The organism is Acidovorax sp. GW101-3H11, from assembly GCF_001633105.1.
Lineage (GTDB): Bacteria > Pseudomonadota > Gammaproteobacteria > Burkholderiales > Burkholderiaceae_C > Acidovorax.
In genome coordinates this window covers 1-16,836 of sequence record NZ_LUKZ01000010.1, presented here as the reverse complement: position 1 = coordinate 16,836, position 16,836 = coordinate 1, and the positions used below count along the sequence as shown (strand labels likewise).

Genomic DNA, 16,836 nt, shown 5'->3' with positions numbered 1-16,836 from the left:
CAATTCCATCTGGGCCAGTAGCTCTTGCTTGCGGGTCTTCTTGGTGCTCAGGTTCAGCTCAAGGCTGCTTTGCTTCATGGCTTGCGAGGATGCCATGACTGATCTGCATCTATCAGACTGCTCGCGAGGTTTTGCAGGATTTCCCTAGAGTTTGAGCGCGTACTTGAAGAACGCAAGGCCTATCTCGAAGAACCTTCTACAGAGGTTGCCGGAGAGCGTTTGAACGTTGATTCAATGGCAGCCATTTTGACCGAACTCTATCCACCCCAAAACCGCAAAGACGACGAACCATACGCAGATCTGCTGATGGACTTAACTGAGTTAGGGGTAAACACACCAATGGAACTCCGGCAAATCGTAAAGAAGCATCTCGAAGCGACCCTAGCGGCTGATAAAAAGGAGGTTGCGAAACGAGCTGGAAAGCGGAGAGGCCCTAATGATGCCGCTGATCGATTAAGCAAGGGTGTCTATTTCGCGCACGTTGGGCTAACTCGGAAATCACTCGTTTTAGAGTACGGAGAACCGAAGGCAAGGGCCGTTTTCGAACAACGCATGTCAAAAAAGCAAACTGCAAAATAGCAGCTAGTTGCCGCGCAAACCCCGAACTCAGCAGATCAGTTTCCTTGAGAAGCAAGGGCGTTTCGCAATTCCGAACAACTGATTTAGGAGACAACGCCCGGCTGCTTTGGGCCCGCTACAGACAATCACCGCGGCCTCAAGGCGCCATTCACACCTATGAAGCAGGTGCACTATGCCACTTGCGAAACAGCTCGTTGACCTCACTCAACCCTGTTTAACTAGAATCCCACCATATCGCTGGGGGTGTCCTGCAATCAATCCACTGCAGGGCTGAGATCAAACCCTTCGAACCTGTTGCCTGCATTGTTTTACTTTGCAGGCTTGAGATCATCCTCGCGCAGGGAAGCAAGTCCGCCAACGCCATGCCCTGAGCTTCTGCGCCGGGCACCAGCCGCGCGGGCCGCCCCTGCTCTGTATTGCCACGGAGCCCACCATGTCCTCATCCCCCGCCGCGCACGCAACCAACGAAGCGCTGGCCCCCGTCTCCCCCGACCGCCGCGTCTTCCAGTGGCATGACCACGCCTCGCTCTGGTTCAGCCTGGGCGTGGGCCTGCTGGTCATGCAGGTGGGGGCCTACCTGATGCCTGCGCTGGGCACCAAGGAGGCACTGATTGCCATCGTCGCCGGTTCCATCGTGGGCGCGGGCCTGCTGGGCTGGGTGGCCAAGCTGGGGTGCGACAGCGGCCTGGCCAGCGCGGGGCTGATGCACGCCGTGTATGGCCGCACCTTTGCCAGCCTGCCCATCATCCTGAACATCGTGCAGCTGGTGGGCTGGGGCACGTTCGAGCTGGTGGTGATGCGCGATGCCACGGTGGCCATCGGCCAGCAGTCGGGCGCCATGGCCGGTGCCCACTGGCCGGTGCTGGCCACGCTGCTGTGGGGCGGCGTGGTGATGCTGCTCATCAGCGGATCGATGGTGCAGCTGGTGCGCAAGGTGATTGCGCGCGTGGCGCTGCCGCTGGTGGTGCTGTCGCTGCTGTGGCTGTCGTGGCAGTTTTTATCGCTGGCGCAGGCGCAGGGTTTTGAAGCGCTGTGGACGCGCCAGGGCGCGGGCGGCATGGGCGTGTTGCCCGCGCTGGACCTGGTGATTGCCATGCCAATCTCGTGGCTGCCGCTGGTGGCCGACTATGCGCGCCATGGCAAGAACGGGGGCTCGGCATTGCGCGGCACCTGGCTGGGCTATGCGCTGGCCAACATGTGGTGCTACTCGCTGGGTGTGCTGGTGGCGCTGACCTTGCCCAGCAAGGACCTGGTGCAGGCGCTGCTGCTGGCCCAGGGCGGGCTGATTGCGCTGTCGCTGATCCTCATCGACGAGGTGGACAACGCCTATGGCGACACCTATTCGGGCGCGGTGTCGGCCCACAGCCTGCTGCCACGTTTTGGCGTGCGCGCCTGGGGCCTGCTGGTGGCCGCGCTGTGCACGGGGCTGGCGCTGGTGCTGCCCATGCACAGCCTGGAGCCGTTCCTGCTGCTGCTCAGCTCGGTGTTTGTGCCGCTGTTTGGCGTGATTTTGGGGCGCCTGGCGTTCGGCGCCGACGCACCGGCCCTGCTGGCCAGTGCACGCCGCGTGAATGCGGCGCCGGTCGCCATCTGGGTCGTGGGCATTGCGGTGTACCACCTCGCACCGCAAGTGATGCCAGGGGCCGGGTCGGCACTGCCAGCGCTGGCGTTCAGCTTTGTGATGGCCTGGGCCACGCGGCCCCGTGCTGCCTGACGGCAGCCCTGATGGCAATGCCGCCGCACGGAATTGCTATCAAATAAATAGCTGCTATCGCTTGATGGACAGGCGGTAGCAGCCAAAAATCTCTAAAAAAATCAGCCCGGCACCACCACCTGCGGCAGCGGCGCATAGCCATGGCTCAGCGGGCCATGGCCGCGCCCGGTGGTCACATCGGCCCCGGCGGCAATGGCGCCCAGGATGTAGGCCCGGGCGCGTTCCACCGCCTGCGGCAGGGGCGCGCCCAGTGCCAGGTGCGATGCGATGGCCGACGACAGCGTGCAGCCGGTGCCGTGGCCGTTGTGCGTGGCAATGCGCTGCGATGCCAGGCGCTGGCAGGTGCCGTCCGGCAGGGCCAGCACGTCCACCACCCAGTCTCCGGGCAGGTGCCCGCCCTTGAGCAGCGCGGCCGGGGCGCCCAGCGCGCGCAGGGCCTGGGCGGCGGCGTCCAGCGTCTCCACGCCTTCGATCTTGCGGCCCAGCAGCCAGCCGGCTTCGTCCAGGTTGGGGGTGATCACCTCGGCCAGCGGGAACAGCTCCTGCACCAGCACGCCCACGGTTTCCTGCGCGATCAGGCGGTCGCCGCTGGTGGCAACCATCACCGGGTCCAGCACCACATGGGGCAGCTGGTAGGTGCGGATGGCATCGGCCACCACACGCACCACCTCGGGCGAATGCAGCATGCCGATCTTGACGGCGTCCACGCCGATGTCCTGCACCACCGCGTCGATCTGCGCCTTGAGCATCTCGGGCGGAACGCCGTGGATGCCGGTCACGCCGCAGGTGTTCTGCGCGGTGATGGCGGTGATGGCCGTCATGCCGTAGCAGCCCAAGGCGCTGAAGGTCTTGAGGTCGGCCTGGATGCCCGCGCCGCCGCCGCTGTCGGAGCCCGCAATGGAGAGCACACGCACATAGCGGCGTGTGGAAGGCATGGGCGGCACAGACGAGGAGGAGGACGGCGGGGTCAAAGAAGTCATGGCAAAAATTATGGCCTATGCGCTAGCGCAAAAAGGGTGGCGCGGGCTTGTGCTGTAATTTGATTTTCCGGACGAAACAGGGGTGTCCCGCCGTTTAGAAGCTGTTCTAAGGTGTGCGACTGAGAAATACCCTGGGGCCTGCAGCCACACTGCATACCATGGCCCCGCTACCCGATCCAGGTCATGCTGGCGTGGGGAGTTTCTTTTCAAGCGGCACAGCCCCGTTTTGTCCCCATGCACCTTGCTCGCGCCTCGCCTGCAGCACACGGACAGACCACAACGCCTATGCCACTGCCATCCTCCTCCTTTGCCATCCTGGGCGCAGGCCTCATGGGCCGCCTGCTTGCGGTGGAGCTGGCCCGCCAGGGCCACCGCGTGGACATCCACGACGCGGGCAGCCCCGCAGCCGAAGGCTCGGCCGCCACGGTAGCCGCAGCCATGCTGGCGCCCCTGGCCGAATCGGCTATCACCGAGCCCGGTGTGGTGCGCATGGGCCACCATGCCCTCGCCCGCTGGCAGCAGCTGCTGGCGCCGCTGGCCGAGCCGGTGTTCTTTCAGCAAGCAGGCACGCTGATCGTGTGGCACCGGCAGGACGCGGCCGAGGCCCAGCGCCTGACGCGCCAGCTGGAGGCCAACCAGCACACCGTGCCCGAGCTGCCCCGGCTCGAAAAGCTGGGCAGCGACGGCCTGGCCCAGGCCGAGCCCACGCTGGCCCACCGCTTTGCCCAGGGCCTGTACCTGCCCGGCGAGGGCCAGCTGGACAACCGCCAACTGCTGGCCGCGCTGGTGGTAGAGATGGAGCGCCTGGGCGTGCGCATGCACTGGCACAGCCCTCAGTCGCCCGACACCTTCAGCCCCGGCGCCCCCGGCCAGCCCAACTGGGTGCTGGACTGCCGGGGCCTGGGCGCCAAGGGCCAGTGGAGCGCGCTGCGCGGTGTGCGCGGCGAGGTGGTGCGCATCCACGCGCCCGATGTGACGCTGCAGCGCCCCACGCGGCTGGTGCACCCGCGCTACCCCATCTACATCGCGCCCAAGCAGGACCACCTGTTTGTCATCGGCGCCACCGAGATCGAATCCGACGACCTCTCGCCCGCCAGCGTGCGGTCCACGCTGGAACTGCTCAGCGCTGCCTATGCCGTGCACCCTGGCTTTGCCGAGGGCCGCATCCTGGAGCTGGCCACGCAGTGCCGCCCCACGCTGCCCGACAACCTGCCCGCCATCCGCCAGACGCGCCAGGGTGTGCTGGAGATCAACGGCCTGTACCGCCACGGCTTCATGATCGCCCCGGCGATGCTGGATGTGACCCTGGAAGTGCTGAACACAGGACAATCGCAGCTTTCGCAACGTTTTGACCTCGCGCTGGACCTGGCCCCTGCCTCCGTGCCCGCCACCAGCGCTGCAGCCGCTCTCGCATGAACATCTCCATCAACCAGACCCCGCACGAACTGCCCGAAGGCGCCACCGTGGCCGACGCCGTGGCCGCCATCGCGGCGCGCCCGCCTTTCGCCGTGGCGGTGAACACCACCTTTGTGCCCAACACCGCTTACGCAGCCCACCGGCTGCAGCCCGGCGACCGCGTGGAAATCATCTCGCCCGTGACCGGGGGCTGATGCAGCACCTGAAATTTGAAGAAAATAAGCCCTCTGCGCGCGCCCATCAAGCCCTGACAGCTATCAAAAACATAGTAACCACATGACCACTCCGACGCCCCAAGACCCGCTGGTGCTGTACGGCCAGACCTTCGCCAGCCGCCTGTTGCTGGGCACCTCGCGCTACCCCTCGCCCGCCGTGCTCGAAGCTGCCGTGCTGCGCGCCCGGCCCGCCATGGTCACCGCCTCGCTGCGCCGCCAGGGCAGCAACCCGGCCGAAAGCGGCAGCAGCTTCTGGGAGCTGCTGCGCAAGCTCAACGTGCCTGTGCTGCCCAACACCGCTGGCTGCCACAGCGCGCAAGAGGCCATTACCACTGCACAGATGGCGCGCGAGGTGTTCAACACCCCGTGGATCAAGCTGGAGCTGATCGGCGACGACTACACCCTGCAGCCCGACACGCTGAACCTGGTGGGCGTGGCCGAGCACCTCATCAAGGAAGGTTTTCAGGTGCTGCCCTACTGCACCGAAGACTTGGTGCTGTGCCAGCGCCTGGTAGACGTGGGCTGCCAGGCCGTGATGCCCTGGGCCGCGCCCATCGGCACCGGCCGGGGCCCGGTCAACCCCTACGCGCTGCAGACGCTGCGCGAGCGCCTTCAAGTCCCCATGCTGGTGGACGCGGGCCTAGGCCTGCCGTCACACGCCTGCCAGGTCATGGAATGGGGCTTTGACGGTGTGCTGCTGAACACCGCCGTGGCCCTGGCGCAAGACCCCGTGGCCATGGCCGGTGCGTTTGCCGATGCCGTAGGCGCCGGGCGCGCTGCCCGCCTGGCCGGTGCCATGGCCGCGCAGGATGCAGCCCAGCCCAGCACCCCCGTGCTGGGCACCCCTTTCTGGCACCACGCCCATGCATGACACCACCGCCCTGGCGCACGCCATCCTGAGCCACCACGCGGCCACCTTTGCGGGTTTTGCGCCCGAGCCCATGCCTGCCCCCACCTCGCAAGAGCCCGTCTACCTGGCGGCGCTGCAGGCCTGCAGCCAGCTGGGTTTCATCGCCCACGACGCCGAATGCCTGGCCCGCGCCTGGCAGGCGCGCGCCCTGCGCACCGGCAGCGCGCAGCCCGAGGTGTGGCCCGACGCCCCGGAGGACTTTGGCCTGCAACCCCTGCCGCGCGCCCACCAGTTCGCGCCCAGCCCTGATCACCTGGGCCTGTACGCCGTGCTGCCCGACGCCGCCTGGGTAGGCCGCATGGCCCGCGCGGGCGTGCCCACGGTGCAGCTGCGCTTCAAGTCCGATGACGCGGCCGCGATTGCGCGGGAGGTGCGCGCCGCCGTGTTGGCCGTGCAGGGCACGGGCGCGCTACTGTTCATCAACGACCACTGGCGCGTGGCCATCGACTCAGGCGCCTACGGCATCCACCTGGGCCAGGAGGACCTGGACGCGCTGAGTGCCCCCGAATTGCAGGCGCTGCACGGCTCCGGCCTGCGCCTGGGCGTCAGCACCCACGGTTATGCCGAAATGGTGCGCGCCGACGCCGTGGGCCCCAGCTACATCGCTATGGGGGCCGTGTTCCCCACCACGCTCAAGAAAATGGCCACCGCCCCCCAGGGGGTGGGCCGGTTGGGGGTGTATGCGCGGCTGATGCGCCACTACCCGCAGGTGGCGATTGGCGGCATTGGCGCCGAGCAGTTTGCGCAGGTGCTGGCCACGGGGGTGGGCTCCATCGCCGTGGTGCGGGCGCTGGTGAACGCGGCAGATCCTGAGGGCGCCGCAGCCCAGCTGATGCAGCACATGGCGCCCATGCCCACCTAAAGACTGCCCCGGGGGCCTGGCACACAACGCCAGGGCCCTGGAAGCGCCGCGCCGCGCATTGGCGGCGGTGTATTGGTGTGGCACCCACCCGCTTGATGCCATTCACGCTGCGCGTATCACTGCGCGTGTCGAAGCGCCGCAGCAGGCCAAGGGCCAGTGGCCCCGGCCTTTTACTTGCTGCGGTCGGTCTTGTGTTTCATCTGCTCCAGCTCCAGCCGCAGTTCCATCAGGTCGTTCTCCATGCCAAAACCCACGGCCTGCCCGGAGGATGGCGGGGGCGTCACGGGCACGGGCGGAAGGTCGCTGAGGGTCAGGTGCAGGGGCTCGGACAGGTCGAGGTCCAGCGGCGCATTGCCACTGTCTGCGCCCATGGCTGCCGGGGCGGTGGACACGGGGGCGCTGTTGTCACTAGCCGGGGCCGAGCGTGGCGACATGGCCCCAAAGTCAAACTCCAGGCTGGCTGCAAGCGAATCCAGCGGCGCGTCGTCCCGCAGCGATGCAACCGGCGCCACAGCGGGGGCCACGGGCGGTTCTGCCACCAGGGCCTCGACCCGGGGCGGCGCCAGCGGGGTGGTCCGCTTGCGTGGCGGGGGCTCGCCCCGTGCGCTGGCGGGGGTGGTCTGCGCGATGGACAGCAGCAGCAGCAGGTCGTCGTAGGCCGCAAGGTCAAACGGCTCCACCGCCTCGGCCCCGGTGCGGCGGAACAGGAGCTTCTCCAGCAACCCGAGCACCTCGGGAGACGTCCACGCGGCTTCGATGTCGGCCAGCGCGTCGGTGTAGTGGTAGAGCATGCGCCCCGTGCGGTGGAAGCCGGAAAACTCCGGCACCTGCGCATTGAAGGACTGCATGAACTGCGCACGCAGCTGGGCAAACTCGTCCACGCGGCTGAGCGTGTGGTACAGCTGCAAAAGCTCCAGATAGGCCAGCGGCGAGGTCTCGCGGTGCTCGGCAATGTGGTTCTTCAAGACCTCGATGGCCTGCTGGTGCTCGCCCACCGAAATGAAGAATTCAGCCTGCTGCTGGATGTCAAAAAGCTCTTCGGGGTTGACGATGTGCAGCGATGCCGATGCCGCAGCGGGTGATGGCGGCGCCACCGGCACCGGCGGCTTGGACAGCGGCGCCGGAGCGCTGGCCACCGGGGGTTTGGAGACAACGCTGCTCGCAACCGCCGCTGCCGCCACCGGCGCCGGGCTGGGCGCAGGCACGGTGACTGGCGACGATGGCGCCATGGAGGCGGGGCCCTCTTCGGGCAAAGGCTGGGTGTCGGACGGCAGCCAGGAATCTCCGGGATGGGGCGCCAGGCCCAGCGCCTCCTCGGCCACGGTGGCATCGCGCGCGCCCAAGGCCACCGAGTCGCCCCAGGCCCGCACGGCGTTCTGGGAGGCGTTGCGCAGGCGCACCCACATCCACGCAACCCCCAGCAGGGCCAGTGCCAACAAGGCCCCCAGCGCATACACGATGGCCGCCGGGAAGCGCTCTTGCTCGGCCAATTCCAGCTGCTGCTGCAACTGCGCGGCGGCGGCACGGTCTTTGGCGGCCTGCGCGCGCAGGGCGGCGGCCTCGGACTCCAGCGTTTTCAGTTGCTCGCTGTCCTTGAGCAGGGTTTCCGGCTGCGCGTTCAGCGACTTCCACAGCGCAATGGCTTGCGCGCGCTGCACCGACATTTCCTCAGACGGCGTGACCGTGAGTTCGGTGCTGGAACGCAGCGGAACCGGGCTGTCCAGCCAGATGTCCAGGGGCTCCAACACCAGGCGGGGGCGCTGGGCGGGCGCGGTGCCCGCCGCCAAGGCCTTGGCAGGGGCCGGTGCACGTGCAGCAGGCCGCGCAGGGGCCGGGGCTGCAGGCCGGACCACGATGGGCGCCCGGGGTACAGCGGACTGGCGCGTGGCGGGCTGGTCGGCAGGGACTGGTACTGCGCCACTGCCTGATGCCGCCGCCGGGGGCCGGGCGGCCTCGCTCCCTCGGGCAGCGGGCAGGCGCGACAGATCCACCGGCAGCGCCGACGCCGAGCGCGTGGCAATGGTCGGGAGGTCAGAGAGAAATGTGTATGTGCGTGTGGTTTTGCCCGCACACCCGGCCGTGAGGGTTACGGTGAGCACAGGTTCATCCAGCGCAATGGATGCCATGACCCGCACGCCCGATGGGCGGCCCCGCACTTCAGGCAGAGGGATGACACGCACCTTGCTGTCGCCAATCGCGTTGTCGCCCGCCACCAGCTTCGCCGAGACGCAAGACGACGCGACATCGGTGCCCGGGTCGGGCTGCAATTCAAACGTCAGATCGACAGGAGATCCCAACACCACCGTGCCGCTGCCACTGCCCAGCGACAGCGCCGAAGCACCGGCTGCAAACGCCCACAGCCCCGGCCCAAAAATAGTGTTACGGATTTTCACAATAAGTTCTGTTCCTGGTCTGAGGCATTCTTGCACACAAGTCCCAGATAAGGCCAGAGCCATAATGGCGCTATGAAAATTCAGTTTCCCACCATCGCCATCGTGGGCACCGGCGCCATGGGCCGGGGCATCGCCCAAATCGCAGCCCAGGCCGGCAGCCAGGTTTTTCTGCTGGATGCCAACCCCGGCGCCGCCGATGCGGCCCAGGCGGCACTCCAGGAGCAATGGAACAAACTGGTGGCCAAAGGCCGCATCGATGCCACACAGGCCAGTGAGCTGGTGGCACGGCTGCACCCCGTCAAGGCCGTGGCCGACCTGGCGGGCTGCGACCTGGTGGTGGAGGCCATCGTGGAGCGCCTGGACGTGAAGAAGGCGCTGTTTGCCGAGCTGGAAGCCGTGGTGCGCCCGGACGCCGTGCTGGCCACCAACACATCCTCCTTGTCCGTCACCGCCATCGGCGCGGGCCTGCAGCGGCCCGAGCGCCTGGCAGGCTTCCACTTCTTCAACCCGGTTCCACTCATGAAGGTGGTGGAAGTGATTGCCGGGCTCAAGACCGATGCTGGCGTGTGCGCCGCACTGGCCGCCTATGCAAAACAAATGGGCCACACCCCTGTGCAGGCGCAAGACACGCCCGGCTTCATCGTGAACCACGCCGGGCGCGGCTTTGGCACCGAGGCGCTGCGCATCGTGGGCGAAGGCGTGGCGGATTTCGCCACCATCGACCGCATCCTGCGCGACCAGGTGGGCTTCAAGCTCGGGCCGTTCGAGCTGATGGACCTCACGGCACTCGACGTGTCGCACCCGGTGATGGAATCCATCTACCGCCAGTATTACGACGAGCCCCGCTTTCGCCCCAGCGTGATCACGGCGCAGCGCCTGGCCGGTGGCATCGTGGGCAAGAAGGTGGGCGAAGGCTTCTACCGCTATGTGGATGGCGCGGCCCAGGTGCCCGCCGATGCCCCGGCGCCCGTCGTCAACGACATCCCGCCCGTCTGGGTGTCTCCGCGTGCTGCCCGGCGCGCCGAGCTGTACCAGCTGCTCAAGGACCTGGGCGCCACCATTGAAACCGGCCAATCCCCTTCGCCCCACGCCATCACGCTGGTGGCGCCGCTGGGCTTTGACGTGACCACCGTGGCCGTGGTGGAACGGCTGGACCCGGCGCGCACCATCGGCATCGACATGCTCATCGACGACGCCGCCACCAAACGCCGCGTGCTGGCCACCAACCCCGCCACGCGCGTGGACATCCGCAATGCGGCGCATGCGCTGTTTGCGCGCGACGGCAAGGCCGTGAGCGTGATCCGCGACAGCGGCGGTTTTGTTACCCAACGCGTGGTGGCCACCATCGTCAACATCGCGGCCGACATCTGCCAGCAAGGTATCTGCTCACCCAAGGACCTGGAGACTGCCGTGACCCTGGGCCTGGGCTACCCGCTGGGCCCATTGGCCATGGGCGACCGCTGGGGGCCCACCAACATCCTCGAAGTGCTGTTCAACATGCAGACTGTGTATGGCGACACCCGCTACCGCCCCAGCCCCTGGCTGCGTCGGCGCGGCGCCATCGGCCTGAGCTTGAGCCACGTCGAAGAAGCCTGATCGCCCCGCACCACGGCCACTCCACCTAAGACCGCCATGCCCGCAGAACTCCGAAGCACCAGCCAGGGCCAGACCCTGATCTTGACCCTGAGCAACCCCGAGCGGCGCAACGCCATCGACCCATCGATGTACGCGGCGGGTGTGGAGGCGCTGAGCGTGGCCGAGAGCAGCGCCGACATCCGCAGCGTGGTCATCACCGGCTCCGACGGCATGTTCTGCTCGGGTGGCAACCTGCAGCGGCTGCTGGCCAACCGCCAGCTGCCGCCCGACGTCCAGGCCCAGAGCATTGAAGGCCTGCACAACTGGATCGAGACCATCCGCACCTACCCCAAGCCGGTGATTGCAGCGGTGGAAGGCGCGGCAGCCGGTGCAGGCTTTTCGCTGGCGCTGGCCTGCGACTTCATCGTGGCGGCGCGCAATGCCGTGTTCGTGATGGCCTACAGCAACGTGGCCCTGTCGCCCGATGGGGGAGCGAGCTGGAGCCTGTCGCAGGCCCTGCCCCGCCAGATCGCCACCGAAATCCTCATGTGCGGCGACCGCATTGGTGCCGAGCGCCTGCATGCGCTGGGCCTGGTCAACCGCGTGGCCGAAGCGGGCTCTGCACTGGATGCGGCGCTCGCGCTGGCCGAGCAGCTCAACGCCAAGGCCCCCAACGCGCTGGCCAGCATCAAGGAGCTGCTGAACGAAGCCCCCCATGCCAGCCTGACCCAGCACCTGGGCCACGAGCGCGACCACTTCGTGAAGAACCTGCACCACGCCAACGGCGGCGCAGGCATTTCGGCTTTCCTCGAAAAACGCGTGCCGCGCTACGAGTAAGCCGCCACCCCATCCACGCCCCAAAGCCCCTGGCAGCCAAACCGGCTGCCAGGGGCTTTTTGCTGCGCGGCTGCGGCAGACGCGCAGGTGACAACCCTGAGGCTTTGCGCAGGTCCCTCACGCGACAATGGCCCCGTTTCCAGTCACACAAAAGACAGACCATGGACGACCCGATTCTTACTATCGAAGAACGTGAAGCGATCAACTCCGGTCGCTGGTTTTCTTCCCTCTCACCTTCGCTACGCCACGACATCCTCCGATGTGCATACGTCAAACGTTTCAAGGACGGCGCCCTGATCTGCGCACGCGGCGATCCACCCGAGGAGTGGATTGCCTGCGCACGCGGTGCGGTGCGGGTGAGCTCCACCTCCATCTCGGGCAAGCAGATCACGCTGACCTATGTGGAGCCGGGCATCTGGTTCGGCGACGTGGCGATCTTCGACGGGGACCGGCGCACGCACGACGCCTATGCGCATGGCGACACCACCATCCTGTGCGTGGCCAAGTCCGATTTCAAGAAGATCCTGGCCTCGCACGTGGAGTTCTACGAAGCCATGCTGCGCCTGCACGCGCGGCGCATTCGCCAGCTCTACGGCCTGGTGGAAGACCTCAACACCCTGCCCCTGCGCGCGCGGCTGGCCAAGCAGCTGGTGCACCTGGTGCGCAGCTACGGCATCCCCAGCCTGTCGGACGGCAGCGAGATGCGCATCGGGCTGCAACTGGCGCAGGAAGAACTGGCGCAGCTGCTGGGTGCATCGCGCCAGCGCGTAAACCAGGAGCTGAAAGCCATGGAGCGCGAGGATGCCATCCGCATCGAGCCGGGCGGCCTGGTGGTGCGCGACCGCGAGGCACTGATGCGCATTGCGGAAACCGACAACTGAAGAGCAACAACAACACACTCTCCGCCCTTCCATGAGCAACTTCGACCACTTCGTGGGCACCCGGCCCGTTTCCGACCAGCACGCGTTCGACACCGCCGCGCTGAGCGCCTGGCTCGCGCAACACATGCAGGGCTTTGAGGGGCCCCTGACGGTGGAGATGTTCAAGGGCGGGCAGTCCAACCCCACCTACAAGCTCATCACACCCGGCGCCAGCTACGTCATGCGCGCCAAGCCCGGGCCCGTGGCCAAGCTGCTGCCTTCGGCCCACGCCATCGAGCGCGAGTTTGCGGTGATGAGCGGCCTGTATGGCACCGATGTGCCCGTGCCACGCATGTTTGTGCTGTGCGAGGACGAGTCGGTGATCGGCCGCGCCTTCTACGTGATGGAGTGCATGCAGGGCCGCGTGCTGTGGGACCAGTCCCTGCCCGGCATGTCGCAGGCCGAACGCGGTGCCATCTACAACGAGATGAACCGCGTGATTGCCGCGCTGCACACGGTGAAGTTTGCCGACCGGGGCCTGGCCAGCTACGGCAAGCCCGGCAACTATTTCGACCGCCAGATCGGCCGCTGGAGCAAGCAGTACGTGGCCTCCATCACGCAGCCCATCCCCGAGATGGACAAGCTCATGGAATGGCTGCCCGCGCACATGCCCGCCAGCGCGCGCGACGAGAGCCATGTGTCCATCGTGCATGGCGACTACCGGCTGGACAACCTCATGTTCCACCCCACCGAGCCCCGCGTGATCGCCGTGCTCGACTGGGAGCTGTCCACCCTGGGCCACCCGTTGGCCGACTTCAGCTACCACTGCATGAGCTGGCACATCCCTGCCGCCATGGGCCGGGGCATTGCGGGGCAAGACCTGGCCGCGCTCGGCATCCCGAGCGAAGACAGCTACATCCGCCTGTACTGCGAACGCACCGGCATCGCCACGCCCGAGGCACTGCGCGCCGACTGGAACTTTTACCTCGCCTACAACATGTTCCGCATCGCGGCCATCCTGCAGGGCATTGCCAAGCGCGTCGAGGCGGGCACCGCCTCCAGCGCGCAGGCCAAGGCCTCGGGGGACACCGCGCGGCCCATGGCCGAGCTGGCCTGGTCGTTTGCACAGCGCGGCTGAGGACACCCGGACACAGACCAAGGCACAGACGCCGCCCCACGATTACCAACGGAGAAGAAACCCATGGACTTTGACTACTCGCCCAAAACCAAGGAACTGCAGGCCAAACTGCTCCAGTTCATGGATGACCACATCTATCCGAACGAGTCTGCCTACAAAGACGAACTGGTCGCCAACACGGCAGCAGGCAAACGCTGGAGCGCGCTCAAGACCATCGAAGACCTCAAGCCCAAGGCCCAGGCCGCCGGTTTGTGGAACCTGTTCCTGCCGGTGGACAGCGCAGCCGCCTCGGGCTACGACGGCGCAGGCCTGACCAACCAGGAATACGCACCCCTGGCCGAAATCATGGGCCGCGTGCAATGGGCCAGTGAAGTGTTCAATTGCTCAGCCCCCGACACGGGCAACATGGAAACCATCGCCCGCTACGGCGACGAGGCCAACAAGGCCCGCTGGCTCAAGCCCCTGCTAGAAGGCAAGATCCGTTCGGCCTTTGCGATGACCGAGCCCGACGTGGCATCGAGCGACGCCACCAACATCGAAACGCGCATCGAGCGCGACGGCGACGAGTACGTGATCAACGGCCGCAAGTGGTGGATCTCTGGCGCGGCCGACCCGCGCTGCGCCGTGTTCGTCACCATGGGCAAGACCGACCCCGAAGCCCCCAAGCACTCGCAGCAAAGCATGGTGCTGGTGCCCGCCGACACCAAGGGGATCACCATCATCCGCCCGCTGAACGTGATGGGCTATGACGACGCCCCCCATGGCCACGTGGAGATGACGTTCGAGAACGTGCGCGTGCCCGTCTCCAACATCCTGCTGGGCGAAGGCCGTGGCTTCGAGATCGCACAAGGGCGCCTGGGCCCTGGCCGCATCCACCACTGCATGCGCCTCATCGGCCTGGCCGAACGCGCGCTGGAGCTGATGTGCAAGCGCGCCTCCTCACGCACCGCCTTCGGCAAGACCGTGGCGCAGCAGACCGTGACGCAAGAGCGCATTGCCGAAGCCCGCTGCAAGATCGACATGGCCCGCCTGCTCACGCTCAAGGCCGCCTGGCTGATGGACGTGGCCGGCAACAAGGTCGCCAAGACCGAAATCGCCATGATCAAGGTCGTCGCCCCCAGCATGGCCTGCCAGGTCATCGACTGGGCCATGCAGGCGCACGGCGGCGGCGGCATGTGCGACGACTTCCCGCTGGCCTATGCCTACGCCGGTGCACGCACCCTGCGTTTTGCCGACGGCCCGGACGAAGTGCACCGCAACGCCATCGCCAAGTGGGAGCTGGGCAAGTACGGCACCTATGGCCGCGATGCGGGGGTGCCGATCACGCGCGGGGCTTGAGCGAGGACAGTCTTTGAGGCCCTTCGGGCCTCCCTCCCCCGCTTTTGCACCGGTGCGCGGTGCGGGCGGGGGATACCGCCCTCGCTGCAGGGTGGCATTGCTAGAGGAGCCTCGTCGGAAGAGCGCCAGTTTTATAGGCTGCATTAGCTCTGTAGGCCGTGAAGGTCCTCTTCGTGCCCTGAACCGAAGATGCCCTCATTCCCCAGCTATCATTGATTCAAAACACGGCTTGGCTTGATCTCATCCCGAAGCGTGCAGTTGGAGAACACGGTATCAAAGCCATGGACGGTGAACACATTCTTGGCGAAATCGATACCAACGGTGACCATGGCGTTCGTGGATTTCCCATTTCAACAAACGGGTGAGCTGATGAGGGATCGTTCTTCACATCCCGGCACCCAAATGCCATATCGGCAACTGCGCGGACCACTTGGGACAGAGAGGTCCCTTTCGTTCGTTAAGTCCAACCCGAGCAGAGTGGGAATAGTCTCGCTTTTTGCCGCGCTTATGTTCGGCCCGATTTCCGCACACGGAAGAACTCCGGCGCGGCATGCGGTTGATGTCTACTTCGCGCCCAATTCTGCAGTGCTCAATAGCAGTGAGATAGAACGAGTTTTAGAGCCTGCGAGGACCAAATGCGGCGGGTCATTTGCCCTGTATTTTGCAGTCGGCCACGCCGACTCATCCGAGTCGGGCGACAAGATGCTCCTATCAACTGCTCGGGCCGCCGCTGTGGCAATCCACATTCTTCGAACGTTTCCCGAGCTCGGCCCTGTCACTTGGTTTGTGGGCAAGAGCGACATGCAACCAGCTGCTGGCAACAGGACTGCAAACGACCGCGCGAAGAATCGCCGAACTGAGATCGAGATTGTCTGTAATCCGTCTGAGCGGACACCATGAGTGCATGCCTTCTTTTCGTGCGTTCTCGTCCAAGAGCAAGCTTGCAACCGTAAAGCGGGGCCATAGGGCCTCGTTGCTTTGGTTGCTGGCTCAAACGCACGAACCCCCTACCGCTCCACATTCGGCAAATCATCCGGCCCCGCCACCGACATGGGCGGCAGGTTCTGCATGGCCGCCTGGGCGCCTATCAACAGCATCTGCGTGGCGTGTGCGATCTCGGGCAGGCTGCGCTCGGTGTGTTCCATGCGCAGATAGACCTTGCCGCGCACCAGCATCAGTACCAGCGGGGACTGCGCACGGGCGGCGCTGTGTTCGCCTTCGAGGAAGTTGAGCAGTTGCGACACCACGGGCGCGTGGATCCAGCGCTGGGCCACGTCGATGCGCTCGGCGATCACCGCAAAATGCTGGCGGAAGGAGGCGGGCAGGCCGGGCCAGGTCATCTCTTCGTACATGGCCAGCCAGCGCATTTCTTCGGGCAGGTTGGCGTTCACCGTGGTCTGCAGCGTGTCGGTGATGGCGTTGTAGGCGCTGCCCTCCAGCGCTTCGTGCAGGGATCGGTTCAGCACCATCACGGCGGCATCCGGGTCAGCGCCTACGTCGGCGCGGCCGCGCAGCTCCAGGCCCCGCACATAGTCGCGGGTGGGGGCGCCACATTCCAGCCGCCAGGGGTGGCCGCCCACGTCGCCGCCGAGGTCGAAATGCCCCTCGGTGGCCGACGGCACGATGGCCAGCTGCTGCGATGCGGCCCAGCGGGCCACTTCCTTGTTGGTGACGGGCCGGGCGGCGGAGCCACCGGACGGGCTGAAGGCTTTGCGCAGGCGATCGAACATGGCCAGGGGGAAGCGGGTGCTTCGCAAGAGTCGCGGGTACGGGCATTATTGAGGGCATTGGCTGACGGAGATAGCCCCCCGAGGGAAAAGCCTCCTCGAGTCACCTGCGACGCCTTCCCCGAAGGAGGACGCAACCGGTGGCCTAGGGCGTGTCATCATTCGGAGCCAGACAAAGCTCTGGGGTTACAGCCTCTCACGCCAGCCACACCATGGAGGCAGCCAAGTGAATCGCCCCCAGGAAGTTGCAGGCGGTCTTGTCGTAACGCGTGGCAATGCCCCGGTATTGCTT

14 protein-coding genes, 1 pseudogene and 1 riboswitch are annotated in these 16,836 nt (G+C 66.2%); of the genes and pseudogenes, 11 read left to right on the top strand and 4 right to left on the bottom strand.

Features of this window, described 5'->3' with window-relative positions; genetic code table 11:
* Nucleotides 1-219 precede the first annotated feature (219 nt).
* Nucleotides 220-579 carry a hypothetical protein gene (locus A1D30_RS25515; protein WP_131798452.1) on the top strand — a complete coding sequence of 120 codons (360 nt, stop codon included), beginning with the start codon at nt 220-222 and terminating at the stop codon, nt 577-579.
* 433 nt (nt 580-1,012) lie between these two features.
* Nucleotides 1,013-2,293, top strand: a complete 1,281-nt coding sequence (locus A1D30_RS12015) for a cytosine permease (protein WP_063460962.1) — start codon at nt 1,013-1,015, stop codon at nt 2,291-2,293.
* A 101-nt stretch (nt 2,294-2,394) separates the two neighbouring features.
* Here the strand turns inward: A1D30_RS12015 and thiD are convergent, their stop codons facing one another.
* Nucleotides 2,395-3,273, bottom strand: a complete 879-nt coding sequence (thiD, locus tag A1D30_RS12010; protein ID WP_082836428.1) for a bifunctional hydroxymethylpyrimidine kinase/phosphomethylpyrimidine kinase — start codon at nt 3,271-3,273, stop codon at nt 2,395-2,397.
* Between the two features lie 68 nt (nt 3,274-3,341).
* A riboswitch (TPP riboswitch) is annotated at nt 3,342-3,488 on the top strand.
* 70 nt (nt 3,489-3,558) lie between these two features.
* On the opposite strand from thiD, the gene thiO reads away from it, so the two are divergent.
* From thiO to A1D30_RS11990, 4 genes are all read left to right on the top strand, one after another.
* Nucleotides 3,559-4,689, top strand: coding sequence for a glycine oxidase ThiO (gene thiO, locus A1D30_RS12005; protein WP_063460960.1), 1,131 nt, complete (start codon nt 3,559-3,561; stop codon nt 4,687-4,689).
* Nucleotides 4,686-4,883 carry a sulfur carrier protein ThiS gene (gene thiS / locus A1D30_RS12000; protein ID WP_063460959.1) on the top strand — a complete coding sequence of 66 codons (198 nt, stop codon included), beginning with the start codon at nt 4,686-4,688 and terminating at the stop codon, nt 4,881-4,883. The genes thiO and thiS overlap by 4 nt, the downstream gene beginning before the upstream one ends.
* 82 nt (nt 4,884-4,965) lie before the next feature.
* Complete coding sequence (locus tag A1D30_RS11995) at nt 4,966-5,775, top strand: thiazole synthase (protein WP_063460958.1); 810 nt, start codon at nt 4,966-4,968, stop codon at nt 5,773-5,775.
* Nucleotides 5,768-6,676 (top strand): thiamine phosphate synthase, encoded by a 909-nt coding sequence (locus A1D30_RS11990; RefSeq protein ID WP_063460957.1) that lies wholly within the window; start codon nt 5,768-5,770, stop codon nt 6,674-6,676. The genes A1D30_RS11995 and A1D30_RS11990 overlap by 8 nt, the downstream gene beginning before the upstream one ends.
* A gap of 170 nt (nt 6,677-6,846) precedes the next feature.
* Here the strand turns inward: A1D30_RS11990 and A1D30_RS11985 are convergent, their stop codons facing one another.
* Nucleotides 6,847-9,069, bottom strand: a complete 2,223-nt coding sequence (locus A1D30_RS11985) for a hypothetical protein (protein ID WP_347336236.1) — start codon at nt 9,067-9,069, stop codon at nt 6,847-6,849.
* Between the two features lie 72 nt (nt 9,070-9,141).
* Between A1D30_RS11985 and A1D30_RS11980 the strand changes: the two genes are divergently transcribed.
* The 5 genes from A1D30_RS11980 to A1D30_RS11960 all read left to right on the top strand — a co-directional run bounded on the left by A1D30_RS11980 (nt 9,142) and on the right by A1D30_RS11960 (nt 14,817).
* Entirely contained in the window at nt 9,142-10,665 is a 1,524-nt protein-coding gene (locus tag A1D30_RS11980; protein ID WP_063460956.1) for a 3-hydroxyacyl-CoA dehydrogenase, read from the top strand.
* A 36-nt stretch (nt 10,666-10,701) separates the two neighbouring features.
* A complete protein-coding gene (locus tag A1D30_RS11975; protein WP_063460955.1) occupies nt 10,702-11,481 on the top strand; it encodes an enoyl-CoA hydratase in 780 nt (259 codons plus the stop codon).
* A gap of 161 nt (nt 11,482-11,642) precedes the next feature.
* Complete coding sequence (locus A1D30_RS11970; protein WP_063460954.1) at nt 11,643-12,362, top strand: Crp/Fnr family transcriptional regulator; 720 nt, start codon at nt 11,643-11,645, stop codon at nt 12,360-12,362.
* 31 nt (nt 12,363-12,393) lie between these two features.
* Nucleotides 12,394-13,479: a phosphotransferase gene (locus tag A1D30_RS11965; RefSeq protein ID WP_063460953.1), complete on the top strand. Its 1,086-nt coding sequence runs from the start codon at nt 12,394-12,396 to the stop codon at nt 13,477-13,479.
* A gap of 63 nt (nt 13,480-13,542) precedes the next feature.
* A complete protein-coding gene (locus A1D30_RS11960; protein WP_063460952.1) occupies nt 13,543-14,817 on the top strand; it encodes an acyl-CoA dehydrogenase family protein in 1,275 nt (424 codons plus the stop codon).
* A gap of 1,007 nt (nt 14,818-15,824) precedes the next feature.
* On the opposite strand, the gene A1D30_RS11955 is transcribed toward A1D30_RS11960, so the two are convergent.
* Together A1D30_RS11955 and A1D30_RS25215 are read right to left on the bottom strand one after the other, a co-directional pair.
* Nucleotides 15,825-16,547, bottom strand: a complete 723-nt coding sequence (locus A1D30_RS11955; RefSeq protein WP_063460951.1) for a hypothetical protein — start codon at nt 16,545-16,547, stop codon at nt 15,825-15,827.
* A gap of 193 nt (nt 16,548-16,740) precedes the next feature.
* A pseudogene (locus tag A1D30_RS25215) lies at nt 16,741-16,836 on the bottom strand (IS5/IS1182 family transposase); the annotation flags it as partial.